The organism is Sphingobium sp. SG1 (genome assembly GCF_057063145.1).
Window position 1 is genome coordinate 77,038 of sequence record NZ_JBVVOJ010000005.1, and the last position, 15,614, is coordinate 92,651.

Here is a 15,614-nt window from a genome sequence, read left to right on the forward strand (position 1 = left end):
CTCAGCCTTTCTTCTGGCGACGGATTTCTTCACGAACGCTGTGACCCAGCGCATCGGCGACGAGGGCGCCCTGTTCGGACACATGGCGCGAGGCCAGGCCCGTGGCAGGCGATGCCGAAGCCTTGCGGCCGGCATAGCGGGCGCGCATCGGCGCCTTGCCGGCCTTGGCCAGCGCTTCCTCGATATAGGGTTCGACGAAGAACCAGGCGCCGTTGTTGCGCGGTTCTTCCTGACACCAGACGACCTCGTCCAGATTGGTCATGCGCTCGATGCGCGTGGCCAGTGCGTCGGTGGCGAACGGATAGATCTGTTCGATACGGACGATCTGGGTGTTGGCGTCGCCGGCGGCGTCGCGGGCTTCCATCAGGTCGTAGAAGACCTTGCCCGAGCAGAGCACCAGGCGCTTGGTATCCTTGTCGGCCGACCCATTGGGGTCCGACAGGATGCGCTTGAAGTGCGTTTCGCCCAGGAAGTCCTCGGCCTTGCTGACGGCGGCCTTGTGACGCAGCAGCGACTTGGGCGCCATGATGATGAGCGGCTTGCGGAAGGGCCGCAGCATCTGGCGACGCAGCGCGTGGAAGTAATTGGCCGGGGTCGTGATGTTCGCGACCTGGATATTGCCCTCGGCGCAGAGCTGCAGATAGCGTTCCAGACGCGCCGAGCTATGCTCGGGACCCTGACCTTCATAGCCGTGCGGCAGCAGGCAGACGAGGCCGTTGGACCGCAGCCACTTGGTTTCCGACGACGCGATATACTGGTCGAAGATGATCTGCGCGCCGTTGGCGAAGTCGCCGAACTGCGCTTCCCAGATCACCAGGCTCTTCGGGTCCGCCAGGGCGAAACCATATTCGAAGCCCAGCACGCCATATTCGGACAAAGGCGAGTCCAGCACTTCGAAACGGCCATGCGGCACGGTCGAAAGCGGGATATATTTGGCCTCGGTGTCCTGGTCGGTCCAGACCGCGTGACGCTGGCTGAAGGTGCCGCGACCCGAGTCCTGACCCGACAGGCGAACGCCATAGCCTTCCGACAGCAGCGAACCGAAGGCCAGGGCCTCGCCGGTCGCCCAGTCGAAATTGGCACCCGACTTGAACATCTCGGCTTTGGCATCCAGCACGCGCTTCAGCGTCTTGTGGACATTATGGCCTTCGGGAACAGTGGTCAGCGTGCGGCCCAGGCTGTCGAACAGCTTCTGGTTGATCGCCGATTCCACGCTCTGGCGCGCGGTTTCGGCATCGGCCGGCTTGTGCAGGCCCGACCAGCGACCGGCGAACCAGTCGGCCTTGTTGGCCTTGTAGCTCTTGGCGGCTTCGAACTCGTCTTCCAGATGGGCGACGAACTCGTCGGTCGAACCGGAGACGAACGCGTCGTCCACCACGCCTTCCGCCTTCAGGCGCGCGGCATAAATGTCGCTGACCGGCGGATGCTGACGGATTTCCTTGTACATCAGCGGCTGGGTGAAGCCCGGCTCGTCGCCTTCGTTATGACCGAAGCGGCGATAGCACCACATGTCGACGACGACGTCGCGATGGAATTTCTGGCGATATTCCATGGCGAGCTTGGTCGCAAAGGTCACGGCTTCGGGATCATCGCCATTGACGTGCAGGATCGGTGCCTGGACACCCTTCGCCACGTCCGACGGATAGGGCGAGCCGCGCGAGAATTGCGGGCTGGTGGTGAAGCCGATCTGGTTGTTGATGATGAAGTGAACGCAGCCGCCGGTGTTGTAGCCGCTGACGCCCGAGAAGCCGAGGCATTCCCAGACGATGCCCTGGCCGGCGAAGGCCGCGTCGCCGTGGATCAGCACGGGCAGAACCTGCTCATGCTTGGTGAGGTCGTCGCGGAAGGTCTGCTGCGCGCGGACCTTGCCCAGCACCACCGGATCGACGGTTTCAAGGTGCGACGGGTTGGGAACCAGCGACATATGGACCTTGACGCCGTCGAACTCACGGTCGGTCGAGGTGCCGAGATGATATTTCACGTCGCCCGAACCACCCACGTCTTCGGGGTTGGCAGTGCCGCCCGAAAATTCGTGGAAAATGACGCGGAAGCCCTTGGCCATGACGTTGGCGAGGACGTTCAGGCGGCCGCGATGGGCCATGCCGAACACGATCTCGCGCACGCCCGATGCGCCACCATATTTGATGACCGCTTCGAGCGCGGGGATCATGGATTCACCACCGTCGAGACCGAAGCGCTTGGTGCCGACATATTTGCGGCCCAGGAACTTCTCATACTGCTCGCCCTGGATGACCTTGGCCAGGATCGCCTTCTTGCCCTCGGGCGTGAAGTGGATTTCCTTGTCCTTGCCTTCCAGGCGTTCCTGCAGGAAGCGGCGCTCTTCGACGTCCGCGATATGCATATATTCAAGGCCGACATTGCCGCAGTAATTCTGGCGCAGGATCGTCACGATCTCCGCGACGGTCGCATACTGCAGGCCCAGCGTGCCGCCCAGGAAGACCTTCTTCGACGCGTCGGTCAGGCCATGATATTCCGGGGTCAGGTCCGCCGGCAGGTCACGCTTGGCCAGGCCCAGCGGATCGAGATTGGCGGCCAGATGACCGCGCACGCGATATGTGCGGATCAGCATCTGCGCGCGGATTGCGTCCTCGGCAGCCGATGCGATATCGGCCTCGGAAACAGCGGCACCCTGCGCCTTTGCAGCAGCCTTCACGGCCACCTGCATCTGCGTCGGGTCCATCGCCCCGGTCAGGTCGTCGGTGTCCGCCAACGGCCAGTTGGGGCGTGCCCAGCTCGGCCCCTGTTCGATCTCGAAATCCTGGTTCTCGTAACCCATCGTCTTGTGTCCCATGCATGCCGCGTGCAGTCGCGGAGCGGGAAAGTGCGGCCGGGGTGCAGCCCGGCCGCGTTTCCATATCATATTTTAAAGGCGGATCAGCCCTTCAGCACTTCCAGCAGGGTCTCGCCCAGCAGGCTCGGGCTGGCAGCGACCTTGATGCCGGCCGCTTCCATCGCCGCAATCTTGCTTTCCGCGTCGCCCTTGCCGCCCGACACGATCGCGCCGGCGTGGCCCATGCGACGGCCCGGAGGCGCCGTGCGACCAGCGATGAAGCCGGCCATCGGCTTCTTGCGGCCCTTCTTGGCTTCGTCGATCAGGAACTGGGCAGCCTGTTCTTCCGCGTCGCCGCCGATTTCACCGATCATGATGATCGATTCGGTGGCGTCGTCGGCCAGGAACAGTTCCAGCACGTCGATGAAGTTGGTGCCGTTGACCGGGTCACCGCCGATGCCGACGGCCGTGGTCTGGCCCAGGCCCGCATTGGTGGTCTGGAACACGGCCTCATAGGTCAGCGTGCCCGAACGCGACACGACGCCGACCGAACCCTTCGAGAAGATGTTGCCGGGCATGATGCCGATCTTGCACTCGCCCGGCGTCAGCAGGCCGGGGCAGTTCGGGCCGATCAGGCGCGACTTCGAACCCGACAGGGCGCGCTTCACCTTGACCATGTCCAGAACCGGGATGCCTTCGGTGATCGCGACGATCAGCGGGATTTCGGCATCGATCGCTTCCAGGATCGAGTCGGCCGCGAACGGCGGCGGAACATAGATGACCGAGGCGTCGGCGCCGGTCTTCGACTTGGCTTCGGCAACGGTGTCGAACATCGGCAGACCGATGTGGGTCGTGCCGCCCTTGCCGGGGGTCACGCCGCCAACCATCTGCGTGCCATAGGCAAGAGCGGTTTCGGTGTGGAAGGTGCCGGTGGCACCGGTCATACCCTGGGTGATGACCTTGGTGTTCTTGTTCACCAGAATGGACATGGGTGTCCCTTTATTCTCTGTGGACGTGGCACTTGGGTCTAAAGCGACCCGTCCCAGGCTGCGCACTTACCTGGAACGGGACGGTGCAAGCTGGTTGGCTCAGGCGAGCGAGGGATCGATACCCTTGCAGGCTTCCAGCAGTTCCTTGACGGCGTCGACCGACACCTGGAGGTTCGCCTTGGCTTCGTCGTTCAGCTCGATCTCGATGACCTGCTCAACGCCGTCCTTGCCGATGATGACCGGCACGCCGACATAGAGATTGTCGACGCCATACTGGCCGGTCAGGTTCGCGGCGCAGGGCAGCAGGCGCTTCTTGTCGCCCAGATAGGCTTCAGCCATGGCGATCGCGCTGGTGGCGGGCGCATAGAAGGCCGAACCGGTCTTGAGCAGCGCGACGATCTCGCCGCCGCCCGAACGGGTGCGCTTGACGATGGCGTCGATGCGCTCCTGGGTCGAACGGCCCTGCTTGATCAGGTCGGGAACCGGGATGCCGGCGACGGTCGAATATTCGATCACCGGAACCATGGTGTCGCCGTGGCCGCCGAGCACGAAGCTGGTGACGTCCTTGGCCGAGACATTGAATTCTTCCGCCAGGAAGTGGTTGAAGCGCGAGCTGTCCAGAACGCCGGCCATGCCGACGACCTTGTTCGCGGGCAGCCCCGAAAATTCGCGCAGCGCCCAGACCATCGCGTCGAGCGGGTTGGTGATGCAGATGACGAAGGCGTCGGGGGCGTTGGCGGCGATGCCCTCGCCCACGGCCTTCATGACCTTGAGGTTGATGCCCAGCAGGTCGTCGCGGCTCATGCCCGGCTTGCGGGCGACACCGGCGGTGACGATGATGACGTCCGCGCCCGCGATATCGGCATAGTCGTTGGAACCGGTGATCTTCGCATCGAAGCCTTCGACCGAGGCGCACTGCGACAGGTCGAGAGCCTTGCCCTGGGGAACGCCTTCGACGACGTCGAACAGGACGATGTCACCGAGTCCCTTGAGAGCCGCGAGATGCGCGAGCGTGCCGCCGATATTGCCAGCGCCAATGAGCGCGATCTTCTTACGGGCCATATGCAATCATCCTCCAAGATGTGAACTCTGGAATTGTCAGTGCGCCTACGCCCATATTGTGGGGGTTTCAACCAAACAAAGCCCCCTATGGCAAATTATCTTTGCAATTCATTCGCAGTTGCATTAGAGGCTTTTTCACACCCTGTCGCTCCTGGTCTCCTACCCTGGACCTAGAGCCTTCCCTGCAGCGGTAGCCTGCCGGATGCTTCCCAAGTGGAAGCATCCGGTCTGTTTTTCCGTAAGAAAGTTGCGCCCTGATGAACGTCGACGCAAGCGGCGATAGGGCGAAATGCGCGCACGACGGGGTGCGTCGCGCTTATTTGGGGCCGTGGCCCAGCGCGAGATAATCGTCGGACTGCATTTCCATCAGCCGCGACACGGTCCGCTCGAATTCGAACGCCCCATCCCCTTCGGGATAGAGTCGCATCGGCTCGGCATCGGCCGAGGCGAGCAATTTGACCTTATATTCGTAGAGCGAGTCGATCAGCGTGACGAAGCGCGCCGCCTCGTTGCGCTTCTCCGGCCCCAGCACCGGGATGCCGACGATGATGACCGTATGATATTTGCGCGCGATCGCCAGATAGTCGGGCGCGCCGCGCGCCTCGACGCACAGCCGCTTGAACGAGAAGACGGCAACGCCCTTCAGGCTCTTGGGCACATGCATGGTGCGCCCGCCCTGAACGACGATCTCCTCCGAGGGCACCTTGGCCCGGTCCTCGACCGAAAAGTCGGTCAGGCGGAAAAAGGCCTCCGACAGCGCCCTGGTCGCCTCCGGCCCATTGGGCACATGCCACAGCTTCGAGTCGCCCAGGCGGTCGCGGCGATAATCGACCGGACCGTTCAGCGTCATCACGTCCAGCTTCGCCTTGATGAGGTCGATGAAGGGCAGGAAGAGCTGGCGATTAAGGCCATTCTTGTAGAGTTCGTCCGGCTCGCGGTTGGAGGTGGTGACGATCGTCACCCGCTTTTCCAGCAGCCCCGTGAACAGGCGCGACATGATTGCCGCATCGGCCATATTGTTGACGACCATCTCGTCGAAGCAGAGCAGCCGCGCCTCTTCGGACAGCGACTCGACCACCGGCGGGATCGGATCCCCCGACTCGGACTTGCGCGCCTCGGCCAGGCGGGCATGCACGTCGAGCATGAATTCATGGAAATGGGCGCGCTTCTTGCGCTGGACATGGACCGTGTCGAAGAACAGGTCCATCAGCATCGACTTGCCGCGCCCGACCCCGCCCCACATGTATAGGCCCCGCGGCGGCTCGGGCTGCTTGCGCAGCAGCTTCCACAGCGTCGAACCACGCGCCGGCGTCGCTTCCAGATCGTGCTGAAGCTGGTCGAGTCGCACGGCGGCGGCACGCTGGTCCGGGTCGGGCCGCAATTCGCCAGCCGCGACCAGCGCATCATAACGGGCGATGACGCTGGTCACTGCGCCTTGGGCGCCTTGCGCAGCGTGGCGGTGGACGCCGCGACCGGCTCGCCCTCCTGGGTGATCAGCATGCGCAGAAACATGAGGCGCCCGGTCTCGCGCAGCAATTCCACCTCGGCCAGCAGGTCGGGACCGACCTTGCCCGCGCCCAGATATTGCATCGACAGGTCGATGGTCACGCCATTGACCTGGCCCTGATGCCCCATCGCCCAGAGTGCGCCGAAATAGGCATGATCGGCAAAGGCGGCGAGGAAGCCGCCATGCAGCGTATCGAGCCGGTTGCGATGGCTGGTGCGGGTTTCCAGCGCGACATGCGCCTTCTTCTCGCCCAGCCCGCGCATATAACCGCGGCCGATGGCCTGCAGGAAGGTGTCGGGATGCGGATCGTGCCAGGCGGTCCAGCCCGACCATTTCCCTTCGTTCAGCGGTCGCCCGCCTGCAACACCGTCGCTGGTCAACTTACAGCTGCCGTTCGACCATCATCTTCTTGGTCTCCGCGATCGCCTTGGCCGGGCTCAGGCCCTTGGGGCAGACGTTCGCGCAGTTCATGATGGTGTGGCAGCGATAGAGGCGGAAGGGATCTTCCAGCTCGTCGAGGCGCTCGCCGGTAAACTCGTCGCGGCTGTCGGCCAGCCAGCGATAGGCCTGCAGCAGGATCGCCGGGCCCAGGAACTTGTCGCTGTTCCACCAGTAGCTGGGGCAGCTGGTCGAGCAGCAGGCGCACAGGATGCACTCATAGAGGCCATCCAGCTTCTCGCGATCGGCGGGCGACTGCAGCCGCTCCTTGCCGCTCGGCGCCGGGCTGACGGTTTGCAGCCAGGGCTTGATGCTGTTGTACTGGGCGTAGAAGTGGGTGAAGTCCGGCACCAGATCCTTGATGACGTCCATGTGCGGCAGCGGGGTGATCTGCACCTGCTTGCCGGCGCACTCGTCGATCGCGGTGGTGCAGGCCAGGCCGTTCTTGCCGTTCATGTTCATCGAACAGGAACCGCAAATGCCTTCGCGGCACGAACGGCGGAAGGTCAGGGTCGAGTCATACTCGTTCTTGATCTTCAGCAGCGCGTCGAGAACCATCGGGCCGCAATTGTCGAGATCGATCTCGAACGTGTCGTAGCGCGGATTCTCGCCCGAGTCCGGATCGTAGCGATAGACCTTGAAGCTGCGGACATTGGTCGCGCCCTCGGGCGCCTTGTGGGTCACGCCCTTGCCGCTGATCTTGCTGTTCTTGGGCAAAGCAAATTCGGCCATCGCTCGTCGAGCCTCTTCGTCGATGTCTGTCTGATGGGGGTCCGCATAACGAAAAATCTGCAAAGGTCCAGCACTGAGACCATGATTCTGCCCCCGCGGGCCTTGTTGCAAATCGATTGCAAATAATCATTGCCGAAGAGGGGCTTCGGCTTGCGTCCCGCGTCAGCCACGCTAGAGCGACCTCGTTTCGCTCCCCCCTCGCATTGCGACGCGGGGCGAAGTAAAGCAAACGCAGGTCATGCCCCTGCGGCGGCGAATATCTGTGGGGACCGCCTTCATTGCCGATCGACATCGCCTTTCTTGCCATCGCCGAAGCGCAGCAAGTGTTCCACTGGCTGCCGGCCGCCCTTGAGCTGGGCAAGCGCGCGGATGTGCGCGTCCATGTGCTTTCGCCCTCGCGCCTGATTCTCGATCTGGTCGCCAGCTATGATCCCGAAGGTCGGCTCGACCTCATCAAGCTGCGTCGCCCCTCCACCAAGCCCGACTCCCTGTTCCGCCTGCCCTCGCGGCTGGCGACGCTGCTGCTCAACTATCGCGCCATCGCCCGCTTCCCGACGCTGGTGACGACGGAGATTACCAGCGCCTGGCTGAAACGGGTGCCCGGCTTTGCCACCCGCCTGATCCTGATCAAGCATGGCGCGGGCGACCGGGCCGGCGGCTACAAGCAGCGCCACGCCGATTTCGACCTGACCATCGTCGCGGGCGAGAAGGATCGGCGGCGGATGATCGGCTATGGCCTTTGCACCGAAACCAATTGCCTGGTCGGCGGCTATGCCAAGTTCGAACTGCGCGCGCCGCGCCGCGCCTTGTTCGACGATGACAAGCCGGTGCTGCTCTACAATCCGCATTTCGACCCGGACCTGTCCTCCTGGGTCAGGCACGGGCCGCAGGTCATGGCCGCACTCGAAGCGCTGCGGGGCTGGAACGTCATCATCGCGCCGCATGTGAAGCTCGCCCGCCGCGTCCCGCCGATCCACAGCGACAGGCCGCATATCCGTGTCGACATGGGCAGCCGCCATTCGATCGACATGAGCTACACGACCAGCGCCGACGCCTATCTGGGCGACGTGTCGAGCCAGGTTTACGAGTTTCTGCTCACGCCCCGCCCCTGCATCTTCCTGAACCTCGACCATCATGACTGGCGCGAGGATCAGGCCTTCGCCCATTGGCGTCTGGGCCAGGTGATCGACCGCGCCGATGCGCTTCAGGGCGCGCTCGATCGGGCAGCAGACTTGCAACCGGGCCTGGTTGCTGCTCAGGAAGCGGCAATGCAGGATAGTATCGATCTTTCTCCGGTCCCCGCTTCGCAGCGGCAGGCCGCCCTCATCCTCGATTTTGCGCAGAAGGCACAGGCATGATGCAGACGATCAGCACCACCCTCGGCCCGGTTCGCCTGCTCGGCGAGAACGCGACCCCGATCTGGGGCATGTCCAACGCCGAACGCAATCGCCGCATGGCGGAAAGCGCAGCCAAGAATGGCAGCACGCTGGCGCCGGGCCATGAACTGGTCTTCAACCTCGCCTATGCCTTCGACCCGCTGCTGCTGCGGCTGGTGCTGGAAACGCCCGGCACGATGTTCGCCTGGGCCGGCCAGCCGATCGTCGGCCAGGTGCCCGCGGGCAGCGACCCGATGCAGGCCAGCGGCCTCATCGACCTGTCGGACGGACGCAAGCTCTACAATCGCCAGTTGCGCAAGCTGGAACAGCCGATGGTGCGCGAACTGGTGCCCCAGACCCGCAAGGCGATCGAACGGCAAAGCTATTTCGGCGCCTATAAGGGCGTTACCGACCTGCTGACCAAATATCTCTGGCCCGAACTGGCACTGATCCTGACGCGCATCGCCGCGCAGCTGAAGATGACGCCGAACATGGTGTCGGTGATCGGCGTAACGCTGTGCCTGGTCGCCACCTTCCTGTTTGCCAAGGGGCTGTTCTGGACCGGCTTCCTGTGCGGCTTCATCTTCATGGTGCTCGACACGGTGGACGGCAAGCTCGCCCGCTGCACCATCACTTCGTCCAAATGGGGCAATGTGATCGATCATGGCGTCGATCTGGTCCACCCGCCCTTCTGGTGGTATTTCTGGGGCACGGGCCTCACCTATTGGGGGCTGGGCCTGTCGGCCGGCACCTTCACCTTCATCATGACCGCCGTGATCGCGGGCTATATCCTCCAGCGCCTGATCGAGGGGATGTTCCTCAAGGACTTCAAGATGGACATCCATGTGTGGCGTCCGTTCGACAGCCAGTTCCGCCTGATCACCGCCCGCCGCAACCCGAACATGGTGATCCTGTTCGTGGCACTGCTGTTCGGCCGGCCCGACATCGGCCTGATCGCGCTTGCCTGGTGGACCATCATCTCGCTGGTCGTCCATGCCGTGCGCCTGGCCCAAGCCTATATCGTCCACCGCTCCGGCCGGCCGATCGTCAGCTGGATGGACGAGGCCGAGGCAGCGGCATGAACGCCACCATCGCGAAATTCGGCTGGCCTGCGACGCTGGTCGCCGAGTTCGACCATTGGGTCGTGCTGCTGCGCCCGGCCCAGCCGACGCTGGGATCGCTGGTGCTGGCGGCCAAGAGCGACGCGACCGCGTTCGGCGACCTGCCGGGCGCGGCGCATGCCGAACTCAAGACCGTCACCGCCGCGATCGAGGCCGCGCTGACCCGCGCGGTGGGCTATGCGAAGATCAATTATCTGATGCTGATGATGGTCGACCCGCATGTCCATTTCCACGTCATCCCCCGTTATGACGGGGAACGCAGCGCCGCCGGCCTGACCATCGCCGACGCCGGCTGGCCGGGCCAGCCCGACCTTGGCAGCGCGGTCAAGATTGACAGCGAAGCTGACACGGCACTGCGCGATTGGCTGAAGGGGTATTTCGCCCTCTGATCGGACGGATCGGGGCCAGCCGGATCAGGGCCGGAAGGTCAGGCTCAGCACGAAGCGGTTGGATTCCTGCCCCAGATTATATTCGGCCTGCATCGCCCAGTGGCTGGACAGTTCCAGATTGGCGCCGGCGATGCCGGCCCAGGGGCGCCGGCTCGACAGGTCGACCTTGTAGCGCAGGCCGACACCATCGCCGTCCTCGAACAACGGGCCGCTGCGCACCAGCCCCGACACGGTGACATCCATGTCGAAATAATTAGCGCCGACATAGGGTGTCAGGATCGTGTCGCCGCCCAGCGAGAAGCGCGGGCCGGCCCGTGCCGCGATGTTGGTCATCTGCATATCGGACCGGTCCTTCTTCGCCACGCTGATCGTCTTGGCGAGGGACAGGGCGGCAAACCAGTTGTCACTGCCATAACCCAGGATACTGCCGAAGGTGAAGGAGGTGTTGTCGACATCCGCCTTGAAGGGCAACTGGGTATGACCGCAGGGCTTGGCCGGCCGACAGAAGGGAAAGGGTACGAAGGCATCGAGGTCGATGTCGACCCCGACATTGACATGCCCCTTCACCTTGCCGACCCCAGCGAACAGGTTGAGGAAGGGGAAGAGCCAGACATCCGCCTTGAATTCGGTGTTGCTGCTGTGGCTTTCCATTTGCGTCGTCGTGACGAACGGCACTTCCAGCAATGCGCCCCCTGCGGGCGGATCCTCCCCCTTGGCGATGGCGATCGCCAAATTGCTGCTGTTCATATTCTGGACGTTGTGGATCAGCATTCCGCTGGCGCCCAGCGCCCGCTGAATATGATAGCCGCGCTCAATCGCCGCGCGTCCGCCGATTGGCAGCAGCGGATATTTTTCGCGCGTCGGCGGAGGTTCGGGAGGCGCTTCCCTTGTCGCTGGCGCAAAGACCGGATCGGCAGAGCCACTGGCCGCGCCAGCGCCAGCATCAGCCGCAACCTGGGTAATGATCGGAACGGGCGGTAATTCTTCCGCCTGGGCATGACCGACCGCACCCAGCGGCGCAGCCAGCATCGTGACGGATAGCAGCGTCAGTCTTCGCATCACCATCATCCCCTGTTCCCCGGCCGCGTCCCCCGCTCTTACGGGCCAAGCAGACTATATGCGGGAAAGCCCGTCTCCTGGCTTCTGGGTAATTTCCCCGCAGCGACTGCACATTTCCCCCGATATCGACGCCCGCGCCTTCCTCTAGGCTGATCCGATATGACAGGGAGACATGGCGTGCGACACGCACTAGCCGGGCCAAGCCTGATGATGTGCCTGGGCATGGCCCTTCCCGCCGCCGCCCAGAATACGCCGTCGCGCGAGATCATGGAGCAGGCGCAGAGCGTGCAGGCCGGCGAACCGGAACCCGCGCCCGATGCCGTCCTGCCCCCGCCCAGCACCAAGCCGGATCTGGTGATCGCGCCGATCCCGCTGTCCAATCCGGCAATGGGCACCGGCCTCGGCGGCGCAGCCGTGCTTTACTATAATCCCAACGGCTCCTCCCGCCCCTGGGTCAGCGGCGTTGGCGGCGGCTATACCAGCACGGACAGTTGGGGCGTCGGGGTCTCGCACAATATGACGCTGGCCGACGACCGGCTGCGCTTCCAGGGCTGGGCCGGCTATGGCATCGCCAATCTGCGCTTCTATGGCATCGGCGCCAATGCCGGCGCGTCCAACCTGTCGATCAAGCTGCGCGACAAGGCCTTCGCCGCCATGGTCGACACCCAATATCAGATCTTCAGCAAGGGCTTCCTGCGCCACCTCTCCTTCGGCGCGCGCCTCTATTATCTCGACATGAACGCCCGCGTTTCGCTGCCGCTGCCCAATCATCCGAACCTGACGCCGCCCGCGATCGAGCGGCACAGCCAGATTGCGATGCTCGGCCCCTCCTTCACGTTCGACAGCCGCAACAATCCGGTCGATCCGCGCAAGGGCGTCTATACCACCGGATCACTGACCTATGGCGCCGACTGGCTGGGCAGCGACTTCACCCATCACAAGTTGCAGATTGCGGGCAATGGCTATTTCCCGCTGGGGCGCGAAACCGTGCTGGTGGTGCGCAAGACGCTGTGCGAAGCGTCAGACGGCGCGCCCTATTACGACCTGTGCCTCTATGGCCAGAATGGCGACCTGCGCGGCTATGAGACCGGCCGCTATCGCGACCGGGCCAGCTGGGCGCTGCAGGGCGAGGTGCGCCAGCATCTGTTCGGCAAGATCGGCATGGTCGCCTTCGGCGGCATCGGCGGCATTGCGCGCAGCGGCAAGGATATCTGGAAACATACCAAGATGCTGCCAGCCGGCGGTTTCGGCCTGCGCTATCTCGCCTCGAAGGAGGCCAATGTAAATCTGCGGGCCGACATTGCCTGGGGCAAGGACGGCGCCGCCTTCTATTTCGGCATCGGGGAAGCCTTTTAGGCGCTCACGCGCCGTAGCGCCCTTCTTCCACCCATTTCTCGGTGAGCGCATTGGCCGCATCGACATCCTGCGGGAAGTCGACTTCCTGCCATTCCAGCCCCTCGATCGACACGGTGCCGACCCGGTTGCCCTTGGCGATGATGTCGATCGCGCGCAGATACCAGCGGGCAACGCCTTCGGGCGTGCGCATCATCTGGTCGACCTGGTTGCGGAAGATCGCCGGCCCTTCGCCCACGAACGCCAGCATGCCGATCGATTCGGCATTGGTGTCGGGCGGCAGCAGCCGCTTGCCGATATGGTGCAGGCGACCGGTCTCGTCCCGGTTCACCTTCATGTCGTCATCGTCATAGTCGCCGTCGGGCTTCACATCGACGGTGACGGTGATCGCGTCCTTGGCGCCCGAGACCAGCTTCGCGACGATCTCATCCGACACGATGGTGTCGCCGTTCAGGATGATGAAGTCCTGATCCATCTCCTCACGCGCGATCCAGCAGCTGCCCAGATTGTCGGCGACCTGGAAGAAGGGATTGAACAGCGTGCGGATGCGCGCCCCGGTCTCGCGATAGAGTTGCAGCGCATGATCCTCGACCCGCTCGGTGCGGAAGCCGGTGACGACGACGATGTCGGTCACGCCATTGGCGACCAGCGCGGCGATCTGCCAGCTGATCAGGGTACGGCCGTTGAAGTCGATCATGCACTTGGGCACGTCACGGGTCAGCGGCAGCAGGCGCGAACCCTGGCCGGCGGAGAGGATGATGGCTTTCTTGATGGTCATGCCCGCGCTTTAGAGGGATTTCGCAGCGCAGGGAAGAGAAGGACGCATTTGCGCAATGCGCCGCCCTTCCCTAGATAGACGCCCGCCAGCAACAAACGGCGTGTCACGCGAAAGGCTCCTGTTCCGGTGAAGTTGAAGCGCGCAAAGGGTAGCAGCGCACAGGATGGCTTTGCCCGTATCCTGGCCAATACCGGCTGGTTGCTGGGCGGCAAGGGCGTGGGCGCGGTGCTGAGCCTTGCCTATCTCGCCATCGTCACCCGCACGCTGGGCGTCGCCGATTTCGGCCGCTTCGCGCTGGTGCTGAGCGCCGCCAACGTCATCAAGACGTTGGTGTCCTTTGACAGCTGGCAGATCGTCGTGCGCTATGGCCAGCCGCATCTGGCCGACGGCAACGGCAATGCGCTCAACCGGGTGCTGCGCTTCTGCATCCTGATCGATCTCGCCTCGGCCGTGGCCGGCGGCCTGATCGCCGCGATCATCATCCTCGCCTTCGGCAACCAGCTGCAACTGGGGCCCGGCATGGGGCTTCAGGCCTGGCTGTTCTGCATGGTGATGATGATCACCATCCGCTCCTCCCCCACCGGCATATTGCGCCTGTTCGACCGGTTCGATTCGGCCGCCGTCGCCGAAACCATGATCCCGGTCGGGCGGATGATCGGCGCGGGCCTGGCCCTGGCCCTGATGCCCGGCATCACCGGTTTCCTGATCGCCTGGGGCGCCGCCGAACTGCTGTGCGCGGCGGCCTATTGGTACCTCGCCCTGCGCGAAGGCAAGGGGCGGCTCGGCAGCTGGACCGCCGGCCGGGCGCTTGATGCGCGCCACGAAAATCCCGGCATCGTCGGCTTCCTGACCGCCACCAACCTGCAGACCAGCCTGTCCGCCATGGGGCAACAGGTCGCGGTTCTGGTCGTCGGCCTGTTCGTCGGGCCGGTGGGCGCGGGCCTCTATCGCCTCGCCAACCAGCTCGCCCAGTCGCTGACCAAGATTTCCAGCCTGCTCTCGCGCAGCATCTTCGTCGAACTGTCGCGCACCCAGTCCAGCCATGGCGTGGATGCGCTGCGGTCCCTGTTCCGCCGCACCAACCGGCTGGCGCTGATCGCCGGCGCCATCATCATCGCGCTGATCCTGACCATCGGCCATCCGCTGCTGGGCCTGATCGCGGGCAAGGAATTCCTGCCCGCCTATCCGCTGCTGATGCTGCTGGGCGTGTCGGCCTGTATCGACCTGGTCGGCGTCAGCTATCGCCCGCTGCTGATGGCGACCGACCGGGCCGGCCTGTCGCTGCGCATCACCTTTGCCTCCACCCTGCTGCTGTTGGGGATGCAGGCGGTGCTGCTGCCGATGAACGGCACGATCGGCGCGGCGATCGCCAATATCGTCGCCTCGATCGCCGGCTTCCTGATGATGGGACTTGCTACCCGCCATGCGCTGGCGCTGCGTGATACGCTGCCGCCGAAGCCCGACGCGAACTGAGCGACACCAGCGCGCCATCCCTGGATCGAGGGGGGAGAGGAACGACGCACTGGTGCCGCGCCCGGTTCAGCCTGATGAGACCGGGCTAGGAAAATTCAATAATATTTGAAGGCGGTTACCACCCCATTCTGGGTGCTGCACTTGAACGTCTTCTTGACCGTCTTCTGCTTGCCGTCCTTGTCGATCACGACATTGACCAGCGCGCGCACGGCGCCGCGGCTGTCGCTTTTCTTGTCGGTATCCTCGACCTCGCGCAGGGTGACGTCGATCACGCCCTTCTTCGCGCCCTGGGCCTTGGCTTCGTTCAGGCAGGCGGCGACCGACACGTCGCGGGAATCGCCGCTGACCGGGGTGACCGGGGTCGGCGCCGGCGGCGGGGGCGCTGCTTCGGGCGCTGCCTGTGCCATCAGGACGAGGGTGGCGGGCAACAATGCCGCCAGGGGCAGAATCTTGCGCATGCGGGTGCTCCCTTCATCGGGCCCATCTGCCGGGTCCGATTGTTTCTAGCATGCAGCCACAGTGCGCGGCATCGGGAATAACCCGATA

General features: G+C 64.1%; 14 protein-coding genes. 5 read left to right on the top strand and 9 right to left on the bottom strand.

Annotated features, from left to right (window positions below; genetic code table 11):
- Nucleotide 1 precedes the first annotated feature (1 nt).
- The 6 genes from AC0KVN_RS13135 to AC0KVN_RS13160 form a co-directional block, all read right to left on the bottom strand.
- A complete protein-coding gene (locus AC0KVN_RS13135) occupies nucleotides 2–2,797 on the bottom strand; it encodes a 2-oxoglutarate dehydrogenase E1 component (protein ID WP_125998785.1) in 2,796 nt (931 codons plus the stop codon).
- Nucleotides 2,798–2,895: 98 nt separating this feature from the next.
- Nucleotides 2,896–3,780, bottom strand: a complete 885-nt coding sequence (gene sucD, locus AC0KVN_RS13140) for a succinate--CoA ligase subunit alpha (protein WP_004211155.1) — start codon at nucleotides 3,778–3,780, stop codon at nucleotides 2,896–2,898.
- 99 nt (nucleotides 3,781–3,879) lie between these two features.
- Nucleotides 3,880–4,842, bottom strand: a complete 963-nt coding sequence (mdh, locus tag AC0KVN_RS13145; protein WP_010337480.1) for a malate dehydrogenase — start codon at nucleotides 4,840–4,842, stop codon at nucleotides 3,880–3,882.
- Between the two features lie 316 nt (nucleotides 4,843–5,158).
- Nucleotides 5,159–6,271, bottom strand: coding sequence for a cell division protein ZapE (zapE, locus tag AC0KVN_RS13150; RefSeq protein ID WP_037518112.1), 1,113 nt, complete (start codon nucleotides 6,269–6,271; stop codon nucleotides 5,159–5,161).
- Nucleotides 6,268–6,729: a PaaI family thioesterase gene (locus AC0KVN_RS13155; protein ID WP_010337482.1), complete on the bottom strand. Its 462-nt coding sequence runs from the start codon at nucleotides 6,727–6,729 to the stop codon at nucleotides 6,268–6,270. Before AC0KVN_RS13155 ends, zapE begins: the two co-directional genes overlap by 4 nt.
- 1 nt (nucleotide 6,730) lies before the next feature.
- On the bottom strand, nucleotides 6,731–7,519 hold the full coding sequence (locus AC0KVN_RS13160) for a succinate dehydrogenase iron-sulfur subunit (protein ID WP_004211148.1): 789 nt from the start codon (nucleotides 7,517–7,519) through the stop codon (nucleotides 6,731–6,733).
- A 278-nt stretch (nucleotides 7,520–7,797) separates the two neighbouring features.
- Here AC0KVN_RS13160 and AC0KVN_RS13165 point away from each other — a divergent pair, with 278 nt between their 5' ends.
- The 3 genes from AC0KVN_RS13165 to AC0KVN_RS13175 are packed head-to-tail and all read left to right on the top strand — an operon-like array spanning nucleotide 7,798 to nucleotide 10,405.
- Nucleotides 7,798–8,877, top strand: coding sequence for a glycosyl transferase (locus AC0KVN_RS13165; protein WP_435567342.1), 1,080 nt, complete (start codon nucleotides 7,798–7,800; stop codon nucleotides 8,875–8,877).
- Entirely contained in the window at nucleotides 8,874–9,977 is a 1,104-nt protein-coding gene (locus tag AC0KVN_RS13170) for a CDP-alcohol phosphatidyltransferase family protein (RefSeq protein WP_010337484.1), read from the top strand. Before AC0KVN_RS13165 ends, AC0KVN_RS13170 begins: the two co-directional genes overlap by 4 nt.
- Nucleotides 9,974–10,405: an HIT family protein gene (locus AC0KVN_RS13175; RefSeq protein WP_435567341.1), complete on the top strand. Its 432-nt coding sequence runs from the start codon at nucleotides 9,974–9,976 to the stop codon at nucleotides 10,403–10,405. Before AC0KVN_RS13170 ends, AC0KVN_RS13175 begins: the two co-directional genes overlap by 4 nt.
- Before the next feature lie 24 nt (nucleotides 10,406–10,429).
- Here AC0KVN_RS13175 and AC0KVN_RS13180 read toward each other — a convergent pair whose 3' ends face one another.
- Nucleotides 10,430–11,464: an outer membrane beta-barrel protein gene (locus AC0KVN_RS13180; protein ID WP_252364929.1), complete on the bottom strand. Its 1,035-nt coding sequence runs from the start codon at nucleotides 11,462–11,464 to the stop codon at nucleotides 10,430–10,432.
- Nucleotides 11,465–11,641: 177 nt separating this feature from the next.
- Here AC0KVN_RS13180 and AC0KVN_RS13185 point away from each other — a divergent pair, with 177 nt between their 5' ends.
- The gene (locus AC0KVN_RS13185) at nucleotides 11,642–12,820 is read left to right on the top strand and encodes a BamA/TamA family outer membrane protein (protein ID WP_252364928.1); all 1,179 of its coding nucleotides are present in this window, start codon (nucleotides 11,642–11,644) and stop codon (nucleotides 12,818–12,820) included.
- Between the two features lie 4 nt (nucleotides 12,821–12,824).
- Here the strand turns inward: AC0KVN_RS13185 and AC0KVN_RS13190 are convergent, their stop codons facing one another.
- Nucleotides 12,825–13,595, bottom strand: a complete 771-nt coding sequence (locus tag AC0KVN_RS13190; RefSeq protein ID WP_010337489.1) for a phosphocholine cytidylyltransferase family protein — start codon at nucleotides 13,593–13,595, stop codon at nucleotides 12,825–12,827.
- Between the two features lie 126 nt (nucleotides 13,596–13,721).
- Here AC0KVN_RS13190 and AC0KVN_RS13195 point away from each other — a divergent pair, with 126 nt between their 5' ends.
- Complete coding sequence (locus tag AC0KVN_RS13195; protein ID WP_214866133.1) at nucleotides 13,722–15,068, top strand: lipopolysaccharide biosynthesis protein; 1,347 nt, start codon at nucleotides 13,722–13,724, stop codon at nucleotides 15,066–15,068.
- Between the two features lie 95 nt (nucleotides 15,069–15,163).
- On the opposite strand, the gene AC0KVN_RS13200 is transcribed toward AC0KVN_RS13195, so the two are convergent.
- On the bottom strand, nucleotides 15,164–15,526 hold the full coding sequence (locus AC0KVN_RS13200; RefSeq protein WP_126000313.1) for a hypothetical protein: 363 nt from the start codon (nucleotides 15,524–15,526) through the stop codon (nucleotides 15,164–15,166).
- Nucleotides 15,527–15,614: the final 88 nt, after the last annotated feature.